Here is a 22,684-nt window from a genome sequence, read left to right on the forward strand (position 1 = left end):
CGTTATTTAGGGCGGACAATGTAATCCCCCGGGCTTGTGGCATACTCCGGGGCTGTCTTAAATAACCACGTACGAATAAATCGGGAGCACCAACCACGATGTTCTTTATCAGCGATGCCATGGCCCAGGCGGAAGGGGCCGGTGAGCCGAGCCTGCTGGCGACCTTCCTGCCGCTGCTGCTCATCTTCGCCGTCATGTACTTCCTGCTGATCCGTCCGCAGATCAAGCGTCAGAAGGAACACAAGAAGCTGGTCGAGGCGATCGAGAAGGGTGACGAAGTCGCCACCTCCGGTGGCCTGCTGGGCCGGGTGGTTAACCTGGGCGACACCCTCCTGGTGCTGGAGATCGCCGACGGGACCAACGTGGTCGTGCAGCGATTCGCCGTGACCACGGTCATGCCCAAGGGCACCATCAAGGACGCACGCGAGGCCTGATCCTCGCCATTCCCCAGGGCTCGCCACGGCGGGCCCTCTCGTTTTATCCGCCCGCCGGCCAGGGATGCGTGTCGGCGGGCCGCGTCCCGGTCCACGGGGCGCCTTTCCTCGCGAAGGCCTAGAAGATGAACCGCTATCCCCTGTGGAAGAATCTGATCGTCGTCGTTGTCGTGCTGGTGGGGTTGTTCTATGCCCTGCCGAACTTCTTCGGCGAAGAGCCGGCCCTGCAGATCTCCAAGCGCGACGGCGGCATGGAACAGGCTGCCCTGTCCGAGGCGCAGAGTGCCCTGCGGGCGGCCGGCATCGAGTACAGCCGTGCCGATTTGCAGGACGACTCCGGTCTGATCCGGTTCAACTCCACGGACGATCAGCTCGAGGCGGTCGACGTGGTGCGTGCCGCCCTCGGTGGTGATTACCCCGTTGCCCTCAATCTCGCGCCGGCCGCGCCAACCTGGCTGACCGACCTCGGCGCCTTGCCGATGTACCTGGGCCTGGACCTGCGTGGTGGTGTCCACTTCCTGATGCAGGTGGACATGGGTGCGGCGGTCAATACCGCGCTGGACCGTCGTGTCGATGGCATGCGTGCCGACCTGCGCGGCGAACGCCTGCGTTATGTCTCCGCCGAGGTCACCGACGAGCAGCGCATCCAGGTGCGTTTCCGTGATGCCGAGTCCCGCGACCAGGCCATCGAACAGTTGACGGCCGACTACGAGGATCTCGAGTTCGATTCAGCCGAGATCGACGGCGAGCCGTACCTGACGGCGACGATGACCGAGGAGGGTGTCGAGACCGAGCGCCGCGCCGCCCTCGAGCAGAACATCACCACCCTGCGCAATCGCGTCAACGAGCTGGGCGTGGCCGAGCCGCTGATCCAGCAGCAGGGCGACAGCCGCATCGTGGTGGAGCTGCCGGGCATCCAGGACACCGTGCGCGCCAAGGAAATCCTCGGCGCGACGGCCACGCTGGAATTCCGCCTGGTCCACGGCTCGCCGGCTGACTGGGTCGACGCCGACGAGTCCGGTAGCGTGCCGCCGCAGGCGCGACTCTATAAGCGCCGCGACGGTGGCCCGGTGCTCTTGAAGCGCCAGGTGATCGTCACGGGCGACCGCGTCACCGGGGCGTCCTCGGGCTTCGATCAGGACTCCGGCTCGCCGGCGGTGTTCGTCAATCTCGACAGCCAGGGCGCGCGCCGCATGGCCGACATCACCGGCGACAACATCGGTCAACAGATGGGCGTGGTGTTCATCGAGAACCGCATCGACACCAAGGTCGACGAGGACGGCAAGCTGAGCGAGGAGAAGAAACTGGTCGAAGAGGTGATCAACGTCGCCACGATTCGTGACCAGCTGGCCAACCGCTTCCAGATCACCGGGCTCGACTCCTCGCAGGAGGCGCGCGACCTCTCGCTGCTGCTGCGTGCCGGCGCCCTGCGTGCCCCAATGGATATCGTCGAGGAGCGCACCGTCGGCCCGAGCCTGGGCGCCGAGAACATCCAGGCCGGCGTGAACGCCGCCATCCTGGGCTTCGTGCTGGTCTCGATCTTCATGATGATCTACTACCGCGTGTTCGGCGTGATTGCCGTGGTCGCGCTGGTGACCAACCTGATCCTGATCGTCGCGGTACTCTCGATGCTGCAGGCGACCCTGACCCTGCCGGGCATTGCCGGGATCGTGCTGACCGTGGGCATGGCGGTGGATGCCAACGTGCTGATCTTCGAGCGCATCCGCGAAGAGCTCAGGAACGGCATGACGCCGCACGCGGCGATGAAGGCCGGCTACGAGCGGGCCTTCGGCACCATCCTGGACGCGAACATCACCACCCTGCTGGCGGCCCTCGCGCTGTTTGCCTTCGGCACTGGGCCGGTCAAGGGCTTCGCCGTGACGCTGTCGATCGGCATCCTCGCCTCGGTGTTCACCGCGGTGATGCTGTCGCGCGCACTGGCCAATCTGGTCTACGGCCGCCAGGCGCGCCTGAAGGGACTTTCCATCTGAGCCGGCCAGGTGCCGACAATCGAATCAGACGAGTGACACCATGAACGTATTTCCAGCCGACGCGCGATTCGACTTCTTCGGCAAGCGCTATTTCGCCTACGCCCTGTCGGCGGCCCTGCTGCTGGTCGCGGTGGGTTCGCTGGCGACCAAGGGGCTCAACCTGGGCCTGGACTTTACCGGCGGGGTGGTGATCGAGCTGGGCTACCCCGGTGGGGCGGACATCGATGCCGTGCGTGAAACGCTCGATGCCCAGGGCTTCGACCAGGCCGTCGCGCAGCTGTTCGGCTCGTCGGAGTCGGTGATGATCCGCCTGCCGCCGACCGACGACAGTCACGGCCGGCTGGCGGACGAGCTGCTGATTGCAATGCAGTCCGAGACCGACGACGTGGAGATGCGCCGGGTCGAGTACGTCGGCCCGGCCGTGGGCAAGGAGCTGTTCAATGCCGGCGGGCTCGCGCTCCTGGTGGTGCTGGCCGGCATCCTCGTCTACGTGGGCTTTCGCTTCCAGGTGCGCCTGGCCGGCGGCGCGATCCTGGCGTTGGCGCACGACCTGGTGGTGGTGCTGGGCATCGTCAGCCTGCTGGGGCTGCGCTTCGACCTGACCGTGCTGGCCGCCTTCCTGGCGCTGGCGGGTTACTCGATCAACGACACCATCGTGGTGTTCGACCGTATCCGCGAGAACTTCCAGAAGATGCGCAAGGGCACCGAGAAGGAAGTGATGAACGCCTCGGTCAACCAGACCATGTCGCGCACGGTCATCACGTCGGGCACCACCTTCCTCACCGCGTTGGCGCTGTTCGTCTTCGGCGGCGAGGCGCTTTACGGCTTCTCGCTGACCCTGCTGCTGGGTATCGCGATCGGTACGTTCTCCTCGATCTACGTCGCCTCGGCGGTGTCGCTGGATATGGGGCTAAAGCGTCAGGACCTGCTCAAGATCGATGACAAGGAGCGGCTCAAGCAGGCCGAGGACAGCGCGCCCTGATCGCTGACCGGCCGTCCCGGCAACCCTGCCCGATCTCGTTACCGGGCGGATGCCGGAAAGAAGAAAGCCCGCATTGAATGCGGGCTTTTTCGTGTCCGGGGTTGTCGCGGCGCGTTATTCGGGGCGGGACACCGAGCGCCATGCCTTTTCGCCCTTGCTGATCGCCTGCAGCATGGCGTGGACCAGCTTGGGGTTGGCGCAGATGACGTTGCCACTGCCGAGATAGTCGTCGCCGCCCTGGTTGTCGATCACCACACCGCCGGCCTCGCGGACCAACAGCACGCCGGCCGCCATGTCCCAGGGCTTGAGGCCGAATTCCCAGAAGCCGTCGAAACGGCCCGCGGCCACGTAGGCCAGGTCCAGCGCGGCCGAACCGGGACGGCGGATGCCGGCGATCGGGCCGTGCAGCGCCCGCAGGGTCGCGATATAGCGCTCGAGGTTCTGGTCGTCGCGAAACGGGATGCCGGTTCCCAGTAACGCGCCGTCCAGCCCCTTGCGCGGGGCGACGCGGATGCGGCGGTTGTCGAGGAAGGCACCGCCGCCGCGCTCGGCGGTGAACAGCTCCTGGTTGACCGGGTTGTAGATCACGCCCAGTTCCAGTCGGCCCTGGCGTTCCAGCGCGATGGACACCGCGTAGTGGCCGATGCCGTGCAGGAAGTTGGTCGTGCCGTCGAGCGGATCGATGATCCATCGAAATTCGGCGCCATCCTGCCCGGCGGCGCCGGACTCCTCGGCGAGGATGCCGTGGTCGGGGTAGGCGCGCAGCAGGGTGTCGATGATCGCCGCCTCGGCCTGGTGATCGACCTCGCTGACGAAGTCGTTGCGCTTTTTCGACTCGATGGTGAGATCGTTGACGCGATCACGACTGCGGGAGATGACACTGCCGGCGGCGCGGGCGGCGCGCACGGCGATATTGAGCATGGGGTGCGGCATAATGGTCTGGTCGGCTCGACGAGCGAATGGTGGATGACGTGCCGTGACACGCGGTTTGCCCGCTGCCAGAGGCGCGTCCGGGCCGGTCGATCGGACCGTGATGCCCGGTCGGGGCGCTGATGTGCCCCGTTCCTCGGATCCGGAATTATACGCGTAAACGCCCCTATGTCAGCCATGCCGCATTCCTCCTCTTCCGTCACCAGCCCATCCGCCGCCACCGGCTCCACTCAGGCCCTTGCGCGGATCGAGATCGTGCTTTGCCAGACATCGATGGCCGAGAACATCGGCGCCGCCGCGCGGGCGATGAAGACCATGGGCCTCTCGCGGCTGGTGCTGGTCGCGCCCCGAGTTGATCGGGCGGCAATTGACGACAAGGCCCGCGCGGTGGCAACGCACGCTGCCGACCTGCTGAATGTCGCGCGGGTGGTCGAGTCGGTCGACGAGGCGGTCGCCGACTCGGTGGCCGTGTGGGCGACCACGGCGCGGACGCGCAGCTTGGCCCTGCCCTTGCTCGACGGACGGGCGGCGGCGGCCGAGGTCATGCGGCAGGTCAGCTTGCTGCCGACCGACTCCCCCGGCCGGGTCAGCATCCTGTTCGGCGCCGAACGCACCGGGCTGACCAACGAGGAGTTGGGCGTGGCGGATCATCTGCTTGCGCTGCACGCCAATCCCGACTACCCCGTGCTCAACCTTGCCCAGGCGGTCCAGCTGGTGGCCTACGAGCTGTTCCACGCCTCGCGCCAGCCGGAACCGCTGGAGTCCGGCGGCGAGCCGCCGGCCCGCAAGGCCGAGCTTGCTACACTCTGCGCTCGTCTCGAGGCGGCGCTGGCCGAGCGCGACTACTTCCCCGGCGATGGCGTGGCGGAGACCGAGCGACACGCCCGTCGCCTGATGCAGCGCCTGCGCGTGATGCTCAACCGGGCCGCGCCGCGCCGCGACGAACTGCAGATCCTGCAGGGCATGCTGACCGCGCTTTCCCGGGAGCGGCGTGGCGGGACGGATTGATCGATAGATTGCGGAGCAAGTGCATGGGTTGGTGGAAAACGATTCTCGATGACGTCGACAGCGTGTTCGACCGCGACCCGGCCGCGCGCAGCCGCTGGGAGATCGCGCTGACCTACCCGGGTCTGCACGCCGTCTGGTGGCATCGCGTCGCCCACGCCCTCTGGCGGCGCAACTGGCGCCTGCTCGCCCGGCTGATATCCAACGTCAGCCGCTGGCTGACCGGGATCGAGATCCATCCCGGTGCCGAGATCGGACGGCGCTTCTTCATCGACCACGGCATGGGTGTGGTGATCGGCGAGACCGCCGAGATTGGTGACGACTGCACCCTGTATCACGGCGTAACGCTGGGCGGGACGACCTGGCGGGAGGGCAAGCGTCACCCGACGCTGGGCGCCGGCGTGGTGGTCGGGGCCGGGGCGAAGATCCTCGGGCCGATCACCCTCGGCGAGGGCGTGCGGGTCGGCTCGAACGCCGTGGTGCTCAGGGATGCGCCCGACGGCGCGACCCTGGTGGGCATCCCCGCGCGCATGGTCGAGCAGCGCGCCGAGCAGAACGAGACCAAGCGTCGCGTGGCCCAGCGCCTGGGGTTCGATGCCTACGGGGTGGCCCGCGACATGCCTGATCCGGTGGCGACGGTGGTCGATCGCCTTTTGGACCACGTCCAGACGGTCGACGGCCAGCTCGACGAGATGGCCGACGCCCTGCGCTCGCTGGGGGTGGATGTCTCCCGACCGAGTCGTCCCAGCCTGGATGGCTGCCACCTCGACGAGGAAGACGGGCTGGTCAATTGCGGTCGCGACGAGCCGGTCGACGAGATCTCGGATCGGCGCGACTGATCCGGGCGGCGTCCGCCCATGTACAGCGTGGTGTCGCCGGACTATGATGGGGCGACTATCCCCGAGAATCCCGCTCGGGATTGACCCGTTTGGGCGGCCCCGACAGGGGCTGCCGGGAGGTTTGCAATGAGGCTGACGACCAAGGGCCGCTACGCCGTCACGGCCATGCTGGACCTGGCCATCCATGACCGCGGCCAGCCGACGGCACTGGCCGACATCGCGGAACGACAGTCATTGTCGCTCTCCTACCTCGAGCAGTTGTTCGCCCAATTGCGTCGCGGGCAACTGGTCAGCAGCGTGCGCGGGCCGGGCGGAGGCTACCAGCTGGCGCGTGAGCCGGCGCGGATCAACATCGCCGAGATCGTCCACGCGGTCGACGAGGTGGTCGACGTCACCCGCTGCGGTGGCCGCGGCAACTGCCAGGATGGCGGCAAGTGCCTTGCTCATGACCTGTGGATGGGGCTGTCGGCCCAGATCCAGGGGTTCCTCGAATCCATTTCGCTGGCCGACCTGGTGGAGCAGCCCGACGTGCTCGACGTCTCCGCTCGCCAGGATGATCAGCTGCAGCAGACGCGCGACGAGCGTTCCGAGGCCGTCGCGGCCGGCATGCGGGGCATCGGCCCCTGATCCTCTGCACCCGATCTGACGCGGGCGGCATCGCGCGCGCATGGATTGTTTTCCGGTGAATCGTCAAGGAACCTCTGCACGAATAGCCAACGCCTCTGCGGGTCGCCAGGTGCCCAGATGCAAGGCGTAGCGCGCCGCTCAATGGCCGTAGTCATTGGCAAGCGCTGCAACACCGCAGGTGGGTGCCTGGCGCCCGCCCTCCGGGACTTGCCGGCTTGCCCGCCCTCGGTGTTGCCGATTCTCGGCGGGCAACGAGCCCGACTTCGAATCGGCGCCTTGATAGCGAACAAGCCGGTAAGCCAGAGGCATTGGCTATTCGTGCAGAGGTTCCTTAAACTATCGCGCTTTGCTGTCGCTCGCCTCCGGTGAGCGACAGCTTCCTGTTTCCGTTTTCTTTTTCACGTTTCACCGGGGCGGATTGATCCCGCCCGATCAGGAGATAATTTCATGGCCGTAGAACGCACCCTTTCGATCATCAAGCCCGACGCCGTTGCCAAGAACGTGATCGGCCAGATCATCTCGCGCTTCGAAGACGCCGGTCTGTCGGTGGTCGGTGCGCGCATGCTGCAACTGACCCGCGAGCAGGCCGAAGGCTTCTACGCGGTCCACAAGGAGCGCCCGTTCTTCGGTGAACTGGTCGGCTTCATGATCTCCGGCCCGGTCTTCGTCCAGGTGCTCGAGGGCGAGGATGCCATTGTCAAGAACCGTGATCTGATGGGCGCGACCAACCCGAAGGAAGCCGAGCCGGGCACCATCCGCGCCGACTTCGCCGAGTCGATCGACGCCAACGCGGTCCACGGTTCGGACAGCGCCGAGAACGCTCGCACCGAGATCGATTTCTTCTTCAAGCCCGACGAGTTGACCAGCCGCTAAGACCGCTGGCACCTTTTCGGGTCGACATACGGGTGGCCTGAATGACTTCGACCGACGAACGCATCAACCTGCTGGGCTTGGCGCCCAGCCGCCTGCGTGCCTGGTTCGCGGAGATGGGTGAGAAGCCCTTCCGTGCCAACCAGGTGCTCAAGTGGGTGCACCAGCGCCGGGTCGAGGACTTCGACGCGATGACCGATCTCGCCAAGAGCCTGCGCGAAAAGCTCAAGGAGATCGCCTGCATCCAGGCCCCCGAGATCCTGCTCGACCAGGAATCGAAGGACGGGACGCGCAAGTTTCTCGTCGATACGGGCGGCGGCAACTCCGTGGAGATGGTCTACATCCCCGAGGACGACCGCGCGACCCTCTGTATTTCCTCGCAGGTGGGCTGTTCGCTCACCTGTACCTTCTGTTCGACCGGCCGCCAGGGCTTCAATCGCAACCTGTCGACCGCGGAGATCGTCGGTCAGCTCTGGCTGGCCGAACGATTGATCGAACGTCGCTTGCCGACCGGCAAGGCGATCAGCAACGTGGTCTTCATGGGCATGGGCGAGCCGCTCTTGAACGAGCAGGCGGTGGTCGATGCCGCCGAGCTGATGCTCGACGATCACGCCTACGGTTTGTCCAAGCGCCGGGTGACCATCTCGACCTCCGGCATCGTCCCGGCGATCGACCGGCTGGGCGAGCGCCTGCCGATCTCGCTGGCGATCTCCTTGCACGCGCCCAACGACGCGTTGCGCAACGAGCTGGTGCCGATCAACGAGAAGTACCCGCTCGACCAGCTGATGGCCGCCTGCGATCGCTACGCCGAAGTCGTGCCCCACGGCGCGATCATCTACGAGTACGTGATGATCCAGGGCGTCAACGACACCCCCGAGCATGCCGATGAGCTGATCGAGCTGCTCGGCCCGCGCAAGGAGGCGGTCAAGATCAACCTGATTCCGTTCAACCCCTTCGAGGGCTCCGGCTACGAGCGCTCCTCGCGCAACCGCATCGAGCGGTTCCGGGCGCGGCTCAAGGCCGTGGGAATCAACACCGTGCCGCGCAAGACGCGCGGCGACGACATCGATGCCGCCTGCGGCCAGCTCGCGGGCAAGGTGGCCGATCGCTCGCGGCGGCAGGATCGCCTGGCGCAGATGGGCCTCGGCCAGGGCGTCGTGGAGGTGACTCGATGACACACCGTCTCCTGACCCTGTGCGCACTGGTCCTGCTCGGTTTGACCGGCTGCGCGACGACCGGCCTGGAGGGCGACCGTGGCTCGATCGAGCGCCACGTCGGCGAGAATCGCCAGGCCGCCGAGATCAACACCGAGCTGGCCGCCGGCTACATGCGCGAGGGCGAGCTCAAGGTCGCCATGGAGAAGATCCGGCGCGCGATCCGGTTCGACAGTGGCTACGCCCCGGCCCACCACGTCCACGCCCTGTTGCTCCAGCGCCTGGGTGAGGACGAGAAGGCTGGCGATGCCTTTGCCCGTGCCGTGCGTCTCGATGGCGAGAATTCGGACATGGCCAACAACTACGGCGGTTTTCTCTGCTCGCAGGGCGATTACGAGCGCGCCCAGGCGATGTTCCGCCGCGCCTACAGCGATCCCCTCTACGAGACCCCCGAGTACGCCTTGGTCAATTCCGGTCGCTGCTACCAGCAGGCCGGCGATCAGGCCCAGGCCCTGGCCCAGTTCCGCCGGGCGCTGGACGAGGGCGCGCGCCAGCCGGGCGCGCTGCTGGGTGTCGCTCAGGCGTTGCTGGAAACCGGCGAGGCGGACGAGGCAGCCGAGGCGATGCGGCGATACGAATCGCGTCATCGGCACACCTCGCGGTCGCTGGGGATTGCGATTGCGATCGACCGCGCGGTGGGTGACGAGCAGGCATTGAAGAACCACCGCCTGATCCTGCGTGGCCGATTCCCGGACTCGCCGGAGGCCCAGGCACTGGAACAGGGAGGCAGTCGATGAGCGAGCAGGAGCGGCGTGAGCCCGCGGTCGGAGCAACGGCCCGCGAGCCGGGCGAGGCGATCACCCTTGGGCAGGAGGCAGCCGGCCCCAGCGTCGGCGAAAGGATCCGGGGCGGCCGCGAAGCCGCCGGTCTGAGCGCCGCCGACCTGGCCCAGCCGCTCAACCTTGATCTGAAGGTGATCGAGTGCATCGAGCGCGACGAGCTCGATGCTGTGCCAGGCCGTCCATACATCCTTGCCTACCTGCGCGCCTGGGCCGGACAACTGGGCCTCGACGGCGATGAGCTGATCGCGCAGTACAACGCCCAGCGGGCCCCGGACAACGGCGCGGTGCAGGGTGGCATTCACCCCACACTGGATGTCATGGAGCCCCGCGGTGGCGGCTCTGGTCGCCGCTTGCTGGGGTGGCTCGGTATCCTGATCGTGATTGCGATTGTGGTGCTCGCCCTCTCTCGCCTGGACGCCGATCGCGTGCAGGCATGGTGGTCCGACTTGCAGGGTGAGACGACCGAGCCTTCGACCAACTCGGACTCGGTGCCCGTGGACGAGGAGCGTTCGGGGGACGAGCGTCCCGCCATTGAAGGGGCGCTCGACGAGCCCCCGGCACCGCCGACCGAGGCCCCTTCGTCGACCGAGGGTGCGGCTGACGAGACTAGCGCGGGGGCGGCCGAGGGCATCTCGCTGGCACTGCCCGCAGAGCGTCTGGCTGCGATCGGTGCCACGACCGAAGAGCGGGAGCCCGTCGAGAGCGGGTCCGGCCCAACCGTCGGTGAGGGCGAGAACGAATCCAACGCCGATGAATCAACGTCGTCGGCCGCCGACAAGCCGCCGGCCCTGCTGCTGCGTGCCACGGGGGCCGACAGCTGGGTCGAGGTGCGCGACGGCAATGGCGAGCGGTTGATGTACGACGTGCTGGCCGCCGGCGAGGAACGCGAGTTTGCCGATGCCACCGGGCCGTTCTCGCTGGTATTGGGGCAGCCCGAGGGGCTCGAGGTCGAATACCAGGGCGAGCCGGTGGAACTGGGTGAGTCGAGCGGGGATACCGGCGTGCTGCGAACCACCGTGGGGAATTCATGAGTTTTCAACCGGTTCCGGTGACGCGTCGCCTGTCCCGTCGGATCCAGGTCGGGTCCGTGGGCGTGGGGGGCGATGCGCCTATCTCCGTCCAGTCGATGACCAACACCGACACCTGCGATGTCGAGGCGACGGTCGCGCAGATCGAACGCCTCGCCGCCGCGGGTGCAGACCTCGTGCGCGTTTCCGTGCCCAACATGGATGCGGCTGAGGCCTTCGGCAAGATCAAGCAGCGGGTCTCCATCCCGCTGATCACCGACATCCACTTCGACTATCGCATCGCCCTGCGCGTCGCCGATCTCGGCGCCGACTGCCTGCGCATCAACCCGGGCAATATCGGCCGCGAGGATCGTGTGCGCCAGGTGATCGATTCGGCGCGTGACCACGGTATCCCGCTGCGCATCGGCGTCAATGCCGGTTCGCTCGAAAAGGACCTGCAGCAGAAGTACGGCGAGCCCACGCCGGACGCGCTGGTCGAGTCCGCCCTGCGGCACATCGACATCCTCGACCGGCTCGACTACCCCGAATTCAAGGTCTCGCTGAAGGCCTCCGACGTCTGGATGACGCTGGGCGCCTACCGCAAGCTGGCCGACCAGATCGAGCAGCCGCTGCATCTCGGCATCACCGAGGCGGGCGGCCCGCGCGCCGGGGCGGTCAAGTCGGCCGTTGGCCTGGGCATGCTGCTGGCCGAGGGCATCGGTGACACCCTGCGCGTGTCGCTGGCCGCCGACCCGGTCGAGGAGGTCAAGGTCGGCTGGGACATCCTCAAGTCGCTGAAACTGCGCAGCCGCGGCGTCAACTTGATCGCCTGCCCGTCCTGCGCCCGCCAGGAGTTCGACGTGATCAAGACCGTCAACGCCCTGGAAGAGCGCATCGAGGACATCGACCTGCCGATGGACGTCGCCGTGATCGGCTGCGTGGTCAACGGGCCCGGCGAGGCCCGCGAGGCGTCCATCGGCCTGACCGGAGGCCAGCCCAATCTCCTCTACGTCGACGGCAAGCCCTCGCGCAAGCTGACCGAGGAAGAGTTGGTCGACCAGATCGAACACACCATTCGCGAGCGCGTTGCCCGGGACAAGGCCGCCCATGAGGCAGCCCACGATTCCAGCGATGACCGATAACCTGATCCCACGATGAGCAAGACGCCCAAGAGCATCCGGGGCATGCACGACGTGCTGCCCGACGACACCCCCGCCTGGCAACGACTGGAGACGACGCTGCGCGAGACCGCCGCGGCCTTCGGTTACGAAGAGATCCGCATGCCCATCGTCGAGCAGACCGCGCTGTTTGCCCGGTCGATCGGCGAGGTGACCGACATCGTCGAGAAGGAGATGTATACCTTCGACGACCGCAACGGCGATTCGCTCACCCTGCGCCCCGAGGGCACGGCCGGCTGCGTGCGTGCCTGCCTGCAGCACGGCATCATCCACAACCAGCAGCGTCGCCTCTGGTACACCGGGCCAATGTTTCGCCACGAGCGCCCGCAGAAGGGCCGCTATCGCCAGTTCCACCAGTTCGGTGTCGAGACCTTTGGTGTGGCTGGCCCGGAACTCGAGGTCGAGCTGATCCAGATGGCCGCCTCGCTGTGGGAACGGCTCGGCATTCAGGACGTGCGCCTGGAGATCAATACCCTCGGCCAGCCGGAGGCCCGGGCCCGCCACCGCGAGGTGCTGGTCGAGTACCTCGAGGGTCACGCCGATCAGCTCGACGAGGAGGCACGCCGACGCCTGCACGAGAACCCGCTGCGGGTGCTCGACAGCAAGAACCCGGCGATCCAGGAGATTCTCGAGGCGGCCCCGAAGCTGGCCGACTATCTCGACGAGGATTCAGCCGCCGATTTCCAGCGGACCTGCGAGCTTCTCGACGCGCTGGGCATCGAGTATCGGGTCAACTCGCGACTGGTGCGCGGGCTGGACTACTACAACAAGCTGGTGTTCGAGTGGGTGACCGAGTCGCTTGGCGCCCAGGGCACCATCTGCGCCGGCGGGCGCTACGACGGGCTGGTGGAACAGCTCGGCGGCCGGGCCACCCCGGCGGCTGGGTTTGCCATCGGCATCGAGCGACTGCTGTCGCTGGCCGAGACGCCGGCGGATGCCGGTCGGGCCGACATCTACGTGATCGTGCCGGAAGTGGCCCGCCAGGGGGCGGGGCTGCGGCTTGCCGACCGGCTGCGTCGCACCTTGGTTGGCCGACGGGTGCAGTGTAATCTCGACGGCGGCAGCCTCAAGGCACAGTTCAAGCGCGCGGATCGCAGTGGCGCCGCGACCGCGCTGATCGTCGAGGACGAGGCCGGCGAGCAGATCTCGGTCAAGCCGCTGCGCGGCGACGGCGAGCAGCAGACCGTCGCCGCGGACGCCCTCGACGGCCTCCTGGCCACTAACTAACGTATTTCGGGAACCCCTATGGTCGCCTCAGACGAAGAACAGATTGAACGCATCCGCGATTGGTGGTCGGAGCACGGCAAGACGGTGATCGCCGGGGTCGTGCTGGGTATTGCCGGCCTGGTTGGCTGGCAGGGCTGGCAGGGCTGGCAGGACAACCGCGTCGCCTCGGCCTCCGCGGCTTTTGCCAATCTCGAGCAGATGGCGGCAAGCGGTGACGGTGACGTGGTCGAGCGGGCGCGTGAAGTTGCCACCAGTCACGACGGCACCAGCTACACCTCGCTGGCTTGGCTGATCGGCGCCGGTGCTGCCGTCGAGAACAACGACCTCGAAACGGCCACGTCCTATCTCGAGCGGGCACGCGAGAGCGCCGATCGGGCCCAGCTGGTCGCGACGGTCGACCTGCGGCTCGCCCGCGTGCTCTGGGCTCAGGACGAGCATGACGCTGCGCTCGAGCGACTGGCCAATCCGCCGGCCGGGTTCGACGGGCTGTTCGCCGAACTGCGCGGCGACATCCTCGCCGAGCGCGGCGACTTGATCGCCGCCCGCGAGGCCTACGCAACCGCCGTCGAGTCGGATGCCGCCAATGGCCTGCTGCAGATGAAGCTCGACAGCCTGCCGGCGAATGTAGAGGAGGCGTCATGATCACCACGCAATACAACCGTTGGACCCTGCCGCTGGTCGCCGGTCTTGTCATCGCTCTGGCCGGTTGCTCGGCACCGCGCGAGCTGGTCAAGCCCACGCCGCTGCAGGAAATCGAGAACGAGAACCCGCCCCAGGTCGCCTGGAGTGCCTCCTCCGGCGGCGATCAGGAGAATCACCTGACCGCCATCGCGCCGGTCGAGGACGAGGGCCGTGTCTTCGTGGCCGGCCCGAAGGGCGACGTGTTCGCCTACGATCTCGAGTCGGGCAAGCGGCTGTGGTCGGTCGATCTCGATGCCGATCTGAGTGTCGGTGGTGGGGCTGGCGAAGGAATCGTCGTCTTCGGCAGCGAGGACGGTCGTGTCTTCGCGCTGGCCGCCGACAGTGGCGAGCGCCGCTGGGATGCCTCGATCCGCAGCTCCGTGGATGCCGCGCCGTCGGTCGGCTTCGGTGACGTGGCCGTGCGTGGCCGTGACGGCACGCTGGCCGTGCTGGACGCCGAGAGTGGAGATGTGCGCTGGCGCCAGTCGAAGAATCCGCCTGCCCTGACCCTGCAGGGGCAGGGCCGCGTGCTGATGTTCCCCGACGCCCTGGCCGCCGGTTTCGATGACGGCACGATCGCCGTTTTCGCCCGCGAGGATGGCCGTGAGCTGTGGAGCCAGGCCGTGGCGCTGCCGACCGGGCGCACCGACGTCGATCGCATGGTCGACGTCGATGCCACACCGGTGTTCGCCGATGGCGTCTTCTACGCCGCGACGTACCAGGGCAAGCTGGCCGCCATGGCCGCCCAGGGTGGCCGCGAGCTGTGGTCACGCGACTTCTCCAACACCAACAACATCGCTGCCGGCGGTCGCGCACTCTACCTGAGCGACGCCGACGGCGTGATCTGGGCCATCGATCGCCGCAGCGGCGATGCACTCTGGCGGCAATCGGATCTCAAGCACCGCGGCCTGACCGGTCCGGCCCTGATCAACGGTTACCTGATCGTCGGTGATCGTGAGGGCTACGTGCACGTGCTCTCGACCACTAGCGGCGCGCTGGTCGGCCGGGCCGATTGGGGCGATCCGTTGATCGACCCGATCCAGCAGGTCGACGGCCAGGGCCTGGCGGTTACCCGCGACGGCAAACTGCGGGCGTTCTCGCTTGACTAATTCTGGCTTTCGCCACCCTACGAGTCCTTTGACGCGATGAAACCCGTTATCGCCCTGGTCGGCCGTCCCAACGTGGGCAAGTCGACCCTTTTCAACCAGCTCACTCGCAGCCGCGATGCGCTGGTGGCCGATTTCGCCGGCCTGACCCGCGATCGCCAGTACGGTGCGGCTCGCCACGAGGAGCGTGACTGGCTGGTGATCGATACCGGCGGGCTGACCGGCGAGCGGGGTGGCATCGAGGCCTTGATGGAGGACCAGGCTTGGTTGGCCGTCGAGGAGGCCGACCTGATCGCGTTTCTCGTCGATGGGCGTGCCGGCCTGACCGCCGCCGACGAGCAGATCGCCGCGGAGTTGCGCCGCGCCGGCAAGCCGGTGCTGCTGGTAGTCAACAAGACCGACGGCGTCGACGAGCACGAGGTGCAGGCCGAGTTCTGGGCGCTGGGCATGGGCGAGCCGGAGTACATCGCCGCCTCGCACGGGCGCGGTATCGGCGGGCTGTGGGAGCGGCTCGAGACCATGCTGCCGCCGGAACTCGCCGAGGAGCCGGCCGAGGAGCCCGAGGGACGAGGCATCACCGTCGCGCTGGTCGGCCGTCCCAACGTGGGCAAGTCCACCCTGACCAACCGGTTGCTGGGCGAATCGCGCGTACTCGCCTTCGACGAGCCGGGCACCACCCGCGACTCGATCAAGATTCCCTTCGAGCGTGACGACAAGCCCTACACGCTGATCGACACTGCCGGGGTGCGGCGTAAGTCGCGCGTTGGCGAGGCGATCGAGAAGTTCAGCATCGTCAAGACCCTGCAGGCGATCGACGCGGCCAACGTCGTGATCCTGGTGCTCGATGCGCACACCGGCATCACCGAGCAGGACCAGCACCTGCTGGGCTTTATCAACGAGCGCGGCCGGGCGTTGGTGATCGCGGTCAACAAGTGGGACGGGCTGGAGTCGGACATGCGCGAACGCGTGGCCTCGGAGATCGAGCGCAAGCTCGGTTTCATCAACTACGCCGAGATCCACCGCATTTCCGCCCTGCACGGCACCGGCGTGGGCCATCTGTTCGAGAGCGTCGATCAGGCCTATGAGGCCGCGATGCGCTCGATCTCGACCAACGCGCTGACCCGCACCCTGAGCGCCGCCGTGGAGCAGCACCAGCCGCCGCTGGTGCATGGCCGGCGCATCCGCCTGCGCTATGCCCACCAGGGCGGCAGCAACCCGCCGATCATTGTCATTCACGGCAAACAGACCAAGCGCCTGCCGGGGCATTACCACCGCTACCTCGAGTCCTACTTCCGCCGCGAACACGACCTGATGGGCACCCCGATCCGGATCGAATTCCGCACCGACTCGAACCCCTACGAGGGCAAGGTTGACCGCCGCACCCCGCTGCAGAAGGTCAAGCAGAAGAAGGCCGAGGCTCGCCGTCGCTCAAAGGGGCGTGAGCCGCGCAAGGGCTGAGTGCGGTGTGGCCCCGCAGGGGCTGCTCCGTCAATAGCCCGGTCCGTCGAGGTTGGCTGCCAGGTCGGCGTGGGACACGCGCCCGCGGCACGTTTCCCCTGCAGGCAAGCTCCCACAGTAAGGTGCTGCCAAGCGCTTGCGGGGACCCCATTGTGGGTGCGTACCCCGCGCGCGAAGGCCGCCCCAGCGGCCGCCCCGGCCACGGTACGACAGGCTGAGCTTCCAGCGCTCAGCCCTCTCGTCTGACCGCCTTCCCCTCGAACCCCTCGACCCACATCCGGGTCGCCCCGCAGACGCCCACCGGCATGGCGAGGAAGTTCGCCACCGGCACCATGGTCATCAGCGTCATCAGGCTGCCGAACCCGAGCGTCAGCGCCGGACGTTGGCGCAGGCGGCGGCGTTGTTCGGCGAACGACAGGCCGTGATTGCCGGCCGCGTTATCCACATATTCCAGGCTCATCATCCAGGCCGAGAAGACGAACCAGGCGAACGGCGCCAGCAGGTTCAGGCCCGGGATGAACCACAGGATCACCAGCGGGATCGCCCAGGCCGCCAGATAGAGCAACCGGCCGACCTCGCCGGCCACTGCGCCAACCGCCCCGGCAAGCACGCCCTGGCCGTCTTCGGGCGGTGGCTCACCGGTCAGGTGGGCCTCGACCCGAGCGGCCAGCACCGCGTTGAACGGCGCGGCGATCAGGTTGGCCACCAGGGTGAAGGTAAAGAAGGTCGCCAGCAGCAGGCCGAGCACCACGATCGGCATGAGCAGCCAGTAGAGGAAGTCCAGCCAGTCCGGCAGCAGGCCCTCGACCCAGTCACCCGCCAGGCTCAAGAGCAGCCAGCCGGCCAGTCCGAACAGCAGGGTGTTGATCAACAGCGGGATCAGGGTGAAGCGGCGCAGGCCCGGTTGCCACATCAGGCGCAGCCCGGCCAGCCAGTAACCTAGCCCGCCCATCTCGCGCGCCACCTGTGTGAGTGGTTGGGTCATGCTCCCTCCCCTTTTGACAATGCCGCGAGGCGTGCCGCACCCACGGCCGCCTCGGTGTGTGTCGCCAGCGTCACCGGCACGCCCAGGGCCCGTTCTCGGATGCGGGCGAACACTGGGTTGTGCGCCCCGCCGCCGGAGGAGAGCACTCGCCGCACGGCCGAGCCACCCAACGCGGCGAAGCGCCGATAGCCCAGTGCCTCGATCCGGGCGATCCCGCGCAGCATCCCGCCGAGAAATAGGGCCGGGTCGGCCGGACGCGGCGTCAGGCGCGGCCCCATCGCCGGGGCGACCACCGGGAACCGCTCGCCCCGGCCGGCCAGCGGCCAGTAACCGAGGGTGTCGGGTGCGTCCGGGTCGATCGACTCGCTCAGCCGGGCCAGCTCCTCGTTGTCGAAGAACGTGGCCAGCACGCGACCGCCGGTATTGGAGGCCCCGGAGACGGCGAAACGTTCGCCGAAGCGGTGGCTGTAGACCCCACTGGCCGCATCGCTTACCGGACGGGTGCTGATCAGTTTCAAGGCCAGCGTCGAGCCCAGGCTGGTCACGCCGTCGCCTTCCTCGGCCGCCCCGCTGGCCCAGAGGGCGGCCATCGAGTCGGTGGTGCCGGTGGCCACGATCACGCCCTTCGGCAGGCCCCAGCGTTGGGCCAGCGCGGGCGTGACGGGGGCGACGGCCGTGCCGGGGCGATGCACCGCGGGCAGTCGGTCGCCGAATCGTTCTTGAAGGGCGGCCGGCCATTGCTCGGCCACCGCATCGAAGCCCCACTTGAGCGTGTTGTTGCTGTCGCTGACATGCTGGCCGGTCAGGCGGGTGACGAACCAGTCGGCCTGGCTGACCGGCCGCCCGCTCTGTCCGCGTTCCTCAGCCAGGAATCGCCAGCGGGCCAGCGCGGACAACTGGGCGTCGGGATCGAGTTCGAGTTGGCGCAACGCAGCGAGCTGCTCGCGCCCCTGAGGGTCGTCGTACATCAGCGCCGGCCCTTCCGGCTGGCCATCGGCGCCGATGGTCAGCGCCGTGCCCGAGGTGCCGGCAAAGGCCAGCGAGTCGACGTCGGCCAGCCGACCCTCTTCGCCCAGCTGACGCATCAGCTCATCGAACGCCGCCCACCAGTCAGCCGGGTTCTGCTCGTGACCGTCTGGTGTCGGTGGCACCGGCCAGTTCGCCTTTTCCAACCAGAGACAGTCGCCCGCAGCATCCAGGGCGGCGAGGCGCAGCCCCGAGGTGCCGACGTCGACGCCGAGATGCCGGGCGGTCGTCATGGAATCAGGGCAGCTCGACCTTCGGTGCCGGCGCCCAACCGTCCTGGCGGTGTTCGACCACCACGTTGGTCCAGATGCCGCCTCGGACGTTCCAGCGGCCGGTCAGGCGCAGGAAGCGCGGGTTGATCGCGGCGACGATGTCGTCGGCGATGCGGTTGGTCATCGCCTCGTGAAAGCCGCCTTCCTCGCGGAACGACCACATGTACATCTTCAGCGACTTGAGCTCGACGCACCGCTGGTCCGGCACGAAGTCGATCAGGATGGTGGCGAAGTCCGGCTGGCCGGTCTTGGGGCACAGGCAGGTGAACTCGGGCACCTCCATGTGAATGGTATAGTCCCGTTCCGGATGCGGGTTGGGGAAGGTTTCGAGTGTCTTGCTGGGTTGCGTCGACATGGATGACTGTCCTGCGGTATGTGACGAGGTTCTGTTGAATCGGGGGCGGAAGTATAAGTCCCCGACCCGGGCCTTGCCGACCGTAGCGGCTGATTACGGTTTCACCCTGCCTCGTGGGAGCTTGCCCGGCAAGCGCGTGGTTCCGCTTCGGCCTGCCGCCTCGTTCGCACCGGGGGTGTGTTGATTCCATGCGCCTGACCCGCCTGTACTTGGCCGGCTTCAAGTCCTTCGCCTCGCCCACCGAGATCCGGCTGCCCGCGAACACGCTGGCGATCGTCGGCCCCAACGGCTGCGGCAAGTCCAACCTGATCGACGCCCTGCGCTGGGTGATGGGCGAGTCGTCGGCCCGCCACCTGCGCGGCCAGGCCCTCGACGACCTGATCTTCGCCGGCAGCGGCGAGCGGGCCGCCGCCAGTCGGGCCGTGGTCGAACTGACGCTCGACAACCGCGAGCGGCGCATCCACGGCCCCTTCGCCGCCTACAACGAACTCACCGTCCGGCGCAGCCTCGACCGCGACGGCCAGTCCCGCTACGAGATCAACAACACCCGCGTGCGCCGCCGCGACGTCGTCGACCTGTTCCTCGGCACCGGGGTGGGCGCGCGCTCCTACTCGGTGATCGAGCAGGGGCAGGTCAATCGCATCGTCGATGCCAAGCCCGACGAGCTGCGCGGGTATCTCGAGGAGGCCGCCGGTATCTCGGTCTACCGCGAGCGCCGCCGCGAGACGGCCAATCGCATTGGCCACACCGAGGAAAACCTGTCGCGGCTGAATGACATCGCCGCCGAACTGGAGCGTCAGGAGGCCACGCTGGCCCGCCAGGCGCGGGCAGCACGGCGATACCGTGAGCTCTCGGCGGTGCGCCGCCGCCGCCAGGTCGAGGCCGCGGCCGTTGCCTTGATCGAGGCCCGCGAGGAGCGGCAGCAACTCGATCGGATCGTTGCCGCTACTGGCGAGACCGAGGCGGCCTGCGAGTCGCGCCTTGCCGCGGCCGAGGCGGCCCAGGACGAGGCCGAGCGCGCCGTCCAGACCGCCGGCGAGCGGCTGGCCGAGCTGTCGGCCGAGAAGTATCGGCTGGCCAATGACCTCAATGCCGTCACCACCCGCCAGGCCGAGCTCGACGCCCGGATCGAGGGGCTCGATCGGCAGGCGCACCACGATCGGGAGACGGCCGAGCGCCGCGAGGGCGAACGTGGCGACGCCGAGACCCGCCGCGAGCGGCTGACCGCCGAGCAGCACGACACCCGCGCCTCTCTGGAGGAGCTCGCCGCTGCCCATGAGCGTGCCCGCGATGCACGCTCGAGCGCGGAGGCCGAACTCGATGCGCTGCGCCGCGAGGCGATGACCGCCGCCGAGGCGCGTATCGGTCCGCAGCGTGAACAGGCGCGGCTCGGCGAGCGTCTCGATGCCGTGGCGCGCGAATGTCGACGACTCGAATCCGCCCCGGCCGCCGCCGAGCTGGCCCGCGCCCGCGAGGAACGGGCCGAGCTGGAGCGCGAGCATCAGCAGCATGGCGGCCAGATCGCCACGGCCGAGGCGGCCCTCGAGGTGGTCGAGCGCGATCATGACGAAGCGGTGGCGACCGCCGAGGCCAGTGAGGCCGTCCTGCACGATCACGAGGAGGCCCGGCGCCAGGCGCGCCACGTACATGACGGGCTCACCGCCGAGCAGCAGGCCCTCGATCGGCTGATCGCCGCGCATGCGCCGCAGGCTTCCGATGACCGCTCGGGGCCGCGACTGGTCGAGCGGCTGGTCGAGGCAGATATCCGCGAGCCCTGGGTGGGCCACGCACTGGGCGAGGCACTGGAGGCCGAGCTGGTCGACGACCTGGACGCGATGGTGGCCGCCGAGATCGATCGGTTCAACCAGACGGAAGGCGCCGGGGGCTGGTGGCTCGAGGCGCAGGCGGATCGAGATGCCGACTGGCTCGCCGAGCGGGTGCGCGACTTTCCGGGACGGCCGGTCGAGGATCTGGATACCGCGTTGGCCCGTCGTCCGTCCCTGGCGGCCGGCGAGTTCCTGATCACCCCGGCCGGATGGTGGGTCGGGCGGCACTGGGTGGGGCGCAGCGGCAACGCGGGCGCCGCGACCCACCTTGCCCACCTGGCCCGGCGCCGCGAGCTCGAACAGGAGGTCAACCAGGCCGAGGCCGCGGTGGAACGGGCCGAGACGGCGCTGGGCGAGAGCCGGCGGCGGTTCGAGGCCGACCGCAAGGCCGTCGAGGCCATACGCCAGGAACGCGACAAGCAGGTACGCGCGCTCGAGTCGGCACGACTGGCGGGCCGGCACCTCGGCGAGCGCCTCGAGCGCCTGGCGCAGACCGTCGAGACGCTCGAGGCCCGCGCGGGCGCCGAGTCCGAGGAGCTGGAGGTCGCCCGCCGGGAGCAGGCACGCCTCGAGGCCGAGCGCGATGCGGCGGCGGATGCCGTGGCCCAGGCCGATCAGCGCCGCAACCAGGCCGTCGAGCGACAGGAGTCGGCTCGCGAGGCACTGGAGGCCGCCCGCGAGACCGCGCGCGTGGCGGCCGACCGCTTTCATCGTGCCCGCCGCGAGATCGAGCAGCGCGACGAAAGCATCGCGCGCCTCGGCGATGAGATCCGCCGGCTGGATCACGAGCGCGAGGCGATCGCCCGTCGTCTGGATGAGCAGGCCCGCGAGCGCGAGCGGGCCCAGGCCGAGCGCGAGGGGCTGTTGACCGAACGGCGCCGTCAGGAGGAGCGCCTCGCCGAGGCGGAGGCGGCCGAGGTACGGGCGCGCGAGGATCAGCGGGTGGCCACCGAGGCCCAGGCCGCGGCGCGTCAGGCGGTCGCCGAGTTGCGTGGCGAGCGCGATGCGGCGCGGGCGAAGAGCGAGCAGGCCCGCATCGATCGCGCCCAGGGCGAGACCCGCGAACAGCATGCCCGCGTCCGCCTGGCCGAGGCTCGCGAGCAGTTGGCCGACGACGAGGAAGAGCCCGAGGCCGAGGCGATCGAGCGACTTGCCGCCCAGCCGGGGGTGGCCGAGCGACTGGCCGCGGAGCTTGCCGATCTTGAGGCCCAGATTCGTCGGCTGGGCGCGGTCAATCTCTCGGCGATCGAGGATCACCGCGAGGTTGAGCAGCGTCGCGAGGAATTGGCCGGCCAGATCGAGGACGTCGAGTCGGCGTTGGCGCAACTGGCCGAGGCGATCGAGACCATGGATCGCCAGACCCGTGAGCGCTTTCGCGAGACCTTCCATGCGGTCAACCAGCGCCTGGGGCCACGCTTCGAATCGCTGTTCGGTGGCGGCGAGGCCCGCCTGGAACTGACCGGCGACGATCCCCTCGATGCCGGGGTGGCCCTGATGGCCCGTCCGCCCGGCAAGCGCATCAGTCATCTCTCGTTGCTGTCGGGCGGCGAGCGGGCACTCACGGCCACCGCACTGATCTTCGCGATCTTCGAGCTCAACCCCGCGCCGTTTTGCATTCTCGACGAGGTCGACGCCCCGCTGGACGAGGCTAACGTGGGGCGGTTCTGTGCTATGGTTTCGGCCATGTCCGACCGGGTGCAGTTCATGTACATCACCCATAACAAGACCACCATGGCGAGCGCCTCCGCGCTGGTCGGCGTCACCATGCGCGAGGCCGGTGTCTCGCGGATCGTGTCCGTCGATATCGACGCCGCGGTGGGCCTGGTCGAGACCTGACACGAATGCCCTTGGAATTTGTCGTGAGCGGACCAGTGAGCCAGCAGACGTAT

General features: G+C 68.2%; 20 protein-coding genes. 16 read left to right on the plus strand and 4 right to left on the minus strand.

The window, feature by feature from the left end; all coding sequences use genetic code 11:
* Positions 1-98: 98 nt before the first annotated feature.
* The 3 genes from yajC to secF all read left to right on the plus strand — a co-directional run bounded on the left by yajC (position 99) and on the right by secF (position 3,407).
* Positions 99-434, plus strand: coding sequence for a preprotein translocase subunit YajC (gene yajC / locus VWP12_RS03015; RefSeq protein WP_125199082.1), 336 nt, complete (start codon positions 99-101; stop codon positions 432-434).
* A 125-nt stretch (positions 435-559) separates the two neighbouring features.
* A complete protein-coding gene (gene secD / locus VWP12_RS03020; RefSeq protein WP_410474555.1) occupies positions 560-2,425 on the plus strand; it encodes a protein translocase subunit SecD in 1,866 nt (621 codons plus the stop codon).
* A 40-nt stretch (positions 2,426-2,465) separates the two neighbouring features.
* Positions 2,466-3,407, plus strand: coding sequence for a protein translocase subunit SecF (gene secF, locus VWP12_RS03025; protein ID WP_125199084.1), 942 nt, complete (start codon positions 2,466-2,468; stop codon positions 3,405-3,407).
* 114 nt (positions 3,408-3,521) lie between these two features.
* Here secF and VWP12_RS03030 read toward each other — a convergent pair whose 3' ends face one another.
* Positions 3,522-4,340: an inositol monophosphatase family protein gene (locus VWP12_RS03030; RefSeq protein WP_240031451.1), complete on the minus strand. Its 819-nt coding sequence runs from the start codon at positions 4,338-4,340 to the stop codon at positions 3,522-3,524.
* 165 nt (positions 4,341-4,505) lie between these two features.
* Here VWP12_RS03030 and VWP12_RS03035 point away from each other — a divergent pair, with 165 nt between their 5' ends.
* The 12 genes from VWP12_RS03035 to der all read left to right on the plus strand — a co-directional run bounded on the left by VWP12_RS03035 (position 4,506) and on the right by der (position 16,331).
* Positions 4,506-5,345 carry an RNA methyltransferase gene (locus tag VWP12_RS03035; RefSeq protein ID WP_410474556.1) on the plus strand — a complete coding sequence of 280 codons (840 nt, stop codon included), beginning with the start codon at positions 4,506-4,508 and terminating at the stop codon, positions 5,343-5,345.
* A 23-nt stretch (positions 5,346-5,368) separates the two neighbouring features.
* The gene (gene cysE, locus VWP12_RS03040; protein ID WP_410474557.1) at positions 5,369-6,181 is read left to right on the plus strand and encodes a serine O-acetyltransferase; all 813 of its coding nucleotides are present in this window, start codon (positions 5,369-5,371) and stop codon (positions 6,179-6,181) included.
* A gap of 126 nt (positions 6,182-6,307) precedes the next feature.
* The gene (locus VWP12_RS03045; RefSeq protein WP_396580558.1) at positions 6,308-6,808 is read left to right on the plus strand and encodes a Fe-S cluster assembly transcription factor; all 501 of its coding nucleotides are present in this window, start codon (positions 6,308-6,310) and stop codon (positions 6,806-6,808) included.
* 447 nt (positions 6,809-7,255) lie between these two features.
* Positions 7,256-7,681, plus strand: coding sequence for a nucleoside-diphosphate kinase (gene ndk, locus VWP12_RS03050; protein WP_125199087.1), 426 nt, complete (start codon positions 7,256-7,258; stop codon positions 7,679-7,681).
* A gap of 41 nt (positions 7,682-7,722) precedes the next feature.
* A complete protein-coding gene (rlmN, locus tag VWP12_RS03055) occupies positions 7,723-8,853 on the plus strand; it encodes a 23S rRNA (adenine(2503)-C(2))-methyltransferase RlmN (RefSeq protein ID WP_125199088.1) in 1,131 nt (376 codons plus the stop codon).
* Positions 8,850-9,629, plus strand: coding sequence for a type IV pilus biogenesis/stability protein PilW (gene pilW / locus VWP12_RS03060; RefSeq protein ID WP_410474558.1), 780 nt, complete (start codon positions 8,850-8,852; stop codon positions 9,627-9,629). Before rlmN ends, pilW begins: the two co-directional genes overlap by 4 nt.
* Positions 9,626-10,705 (plus strand): helix-turn-helix domain-containing protein, encoded by a 1,080-nt coding sequence (locus VWP12_RS03065; RefSeq protein ID WP_410474559.1) that lies wholly within the window; start codon positions 9,626-9,628, stop codon positions 10,703-10,705. Before pilW ends, VWP12_RS03065 begins: the two co-directional genes overlap by 4 nt.
* Positions 10,702-11,823, plus strand: coding sequence for a flavodoxin-dependent (E)-4-hydroxy-3-methylbut-2-enyl-diphosphate synthase (gene ispG / locus VWP12_RS03070; RefSeq protein WP_410474560.1), 1,122 nt, complete (start codon positions 10,702-10,704; stop codon positions 11,821-11,823). The genes VWP12_RS03065 and ispG overlap by 4 nt, the downstream gene beginning before the upstream one ends.
* A gap of 12 nt (positions 11,824-11,835) precedes the next feature.
* A complete protein-coding gene (gene hisS / locus VWP12_RS03075) occupies positions 11,836-13,086 on the plus strand; it encodes a histidine--tRNA ligase (RefSeq protein ID WP_410474561.1) in 1,251 nt (416 codons plus the stop codon).
* A gap of 18 nt (positions 13,087-13,104) precedes the next feature.
* The gene (locus VWP12_RS03080; RefSeq protein ID WP_410474562.1) at positions 13,105-13,728 is read left to right on the plus strand and encodes a YfgM family protein; all 624 of its coding nucleotides are present in this window, start codon (positions 13,105-13,107) and stop codon (positions 13,726-13,728) included.
* Positions 13,725-14,876 (plus strand): outer membrane protein assembly factor BamB, encoded by a 1,152-nt coding sequence (gene bamB / locus VWP12_RS03085; protein WP_410474563.1) that lies wholly within the window; start codon positions 13,725-13,727, stop codon positions 14,874-14,876. Before VWP12_RS03080 ends, bamB begins: the two co-directional genes overlap by 4 nt.
* A 36-nt stretch (positions 14,877-14,912) precedes the next feature.
* Positions 14,913-16,331, plus strand: a complete 1,419-nt coding sequence (gene der, locus VWP12_RS03090) for a ribosome biogenesis GTPase Der (RefSeq protein WP_410474564.1) — start codon at positions 14,913-14,915, stop codon at positions 16,329-16,331.
* A 229-nt stretch (positions 16,332-16,560) separates the two neighbouring features.
* Here der and cysZ read toward each other — a convergent pair whose 3' ends face one another.
* From cysZ to queF, 3 genes are read right to left on the minus strand one after another with little or no spacing between them, the layout of a single operon-like run.
* Complete coding sequence (gene cysZ / locus VWP12_RS03095) at positions 16,561-17,316, minus strand: sulfate transporter CysZ (protein WP_410474565.1); 756 nt, start codon at positions 17,314-17,316, stop codon at positions 16,561-16,563.
* Positions 17,313-18,575: an FGGY-family carbohydrate kinase gene (locus tag VWP12_RS03100; RefSeq protein ID WP_410474566.1), complete on the minus strand. Its 1,263-nt coding sequence runs from the start codon at positions 18,573-18,575 to the stop codon at positions 17,313-17,315. The genes cysZ and VWP12_RS03100 overlap by 4 nt, the downstream gene beginning before the upstream one ends.
* A 4-nt stretch (positions 18,576-18,579) precedes the next feature.
* Positions 18,580-18,969 (minus strand): preQ(1) synthase, encoded by a 390-nt coding sequence (queF, locus tag VWP12_RS03105; RefSeq protein ID WP_410474567.1) that lies wholly within the window; start codon positions 18,967-18,969, stop codon positions 18,580-18,582.
* Between the two features lie 188 nt (positions 18,970-19,157).
* Between queF and VWP12_RS03110 the strand changes: the two genes are divergently transcribed.
* Entirely contained in the window at positions 19,158-22,631 is a 3,474-nt protein-coding gene (locus VWP12_RS03110; protein ID WP_410474568.1) for an AAA family ATPase, read from the plus strand.
* The last annotated feature ends 53 nt before the right edge of the window (positions 22,632-22,684 follow it).

Source organism: Guyparkeria sp. TX1, assembly GCF_046523965.1.
In the GTDB taxonomy this organism is placed as follows: Bacteria; Pseudomonadota; Gammaproteobacteria; order Halothiobacillales; family Halothiobacillaceae; genus Guyparkeria.

Bases quoted from the DNA above. Each gene is read 5' to 3' on its own strand.
- yajC (WP_125199082.1), top strand. From the start codon at position 99: ATGTTCTTTATCAGCGATGCCATGGCCCAGGCGGAAGGGGCCGGTGAG.
- secD (WP_410474555.1), top strand. From the start codon at position 560: ATGAACCGCTATCCCCTGTGGAAGAATCTGATCGTCGTCGTTGTCGTG.
- secF (WP_125199084.1), top strand. From the start codon at position 2,466: ATGAACGTATTTCCAGCCGACGCGCGATTCGACTTCTTCGGCAAGCGC.
- VWP12_RS03030 (WP_240031451.1), bottom strand. From the start codon at position 4,340: ATGCCGCACCCCATGCTCAATATCGCCGTGCGCGCCGCCCGCGCCGCC.
- VWP12_RS03035 (WP_410474556.1), top strand. From the start codon at position 4,506: ATGTCAGCCATGCCGCATTCCTCCTCTTCCGTCACCAGCCCATCCGCC.
- cysE (WP_410474557.1), top strand. From the start codon at position 5,369: ATGGGTTGGTGGAAAACGATTCTCGATGACGTCGACAGCGTGTTCGAC.
- VWP12_RS03045 (WP_396580558.1), top strand. From the start codon at position 6,308: ATGAGGCTGACGACCAAGGGCCGCTACGCCGTCACGGCCATGCTGGAC.
- ndk (WP_125199087.1), top strand. From the start codon at position 7,256: ATGGCCGTAGAACGCACCCTTTCGATCATCAAGCCCGACGCCGTTGCC.
- rlmN (WP_125199088.1), top strand. From the start codon at position 7,723: ATGACTTCGACCGACGAACGCATCAACCTGCTGGGCTTGGCGCCCAGC.
- pilW (WP_410474558.1), top strand. From the start codon at position 8,850: ATGACACACCGTCTCCTGACCCTGTGCGCACTGGTCCTGCTCGGTTTG.
- VWP12_RS03065 (WP_410474559.1), top strand. From the start codon at position 9,626: ATGAGCGAGCAGGAGCGGCGTGAGCCCGCGGTCGGAGCAACGGCCCGC.
- ispG (WP_410474560.1), top strand. From the start codon at position 10,702: ATGAGTTTTCAACCGGTTCCGGTGACGCGTCGCCTGTCCCGTCGGATC.
- hisS (WP_410474561.1), top strand. From the start codon at position 11,836: ATGAGCAAGACGCCCAAGAGCATCCGGGGCATGCACGACGTGCTGCCC.
- VWP12_RS03080 (WP_410474562.1), top strand. From the start codon at position 13,105: ATGGTCGCCTCAGACGAAGAACAGATTGAACGCATCCGCGATTGGTGG.
- bamB (WP_410474563.1), top strand. From the start codon at position 13,725: ATGATCACCACGCAATACAACCGTTGGACCCTGCCGCTGGTCGCCGGT.
- der (WP_410474564.1), top strand. From the start codon at position 14,913: ATGAAACCCGTTATCGCCCTGGTCGGCCGTCCCAACGTGGGCAAGTCG.
- cysZ (WP_410474565.1), bottom strand. From the start codon at position 17,316: ATGACCCAACCACTCACACAGGTGGCGCGCGAGATGGGCGGGCTAGGT.
- VWP12_RS03100 (WP_410474566.1), bottom strand. From the start codon at position 18,575: ATGACGACCGCCCGGCATCTCGGCGTCGACGTCGGCACCTCGGGGCTG.
- queF (WP_410474567.1), bottom strand. From the start codon at position 18,969: ATGTCGACGCAACCCAGCAAGACACTCGAAACCTTCCCCAACCCGCAT.
- VWP12_RS03110 (WP_410474568.1), top strand. From the start codon at position 19,158: ATGCGCCTGACCCGCCTGTACTTGGCCGGCTTCAAGTCCTTCGCCTCG.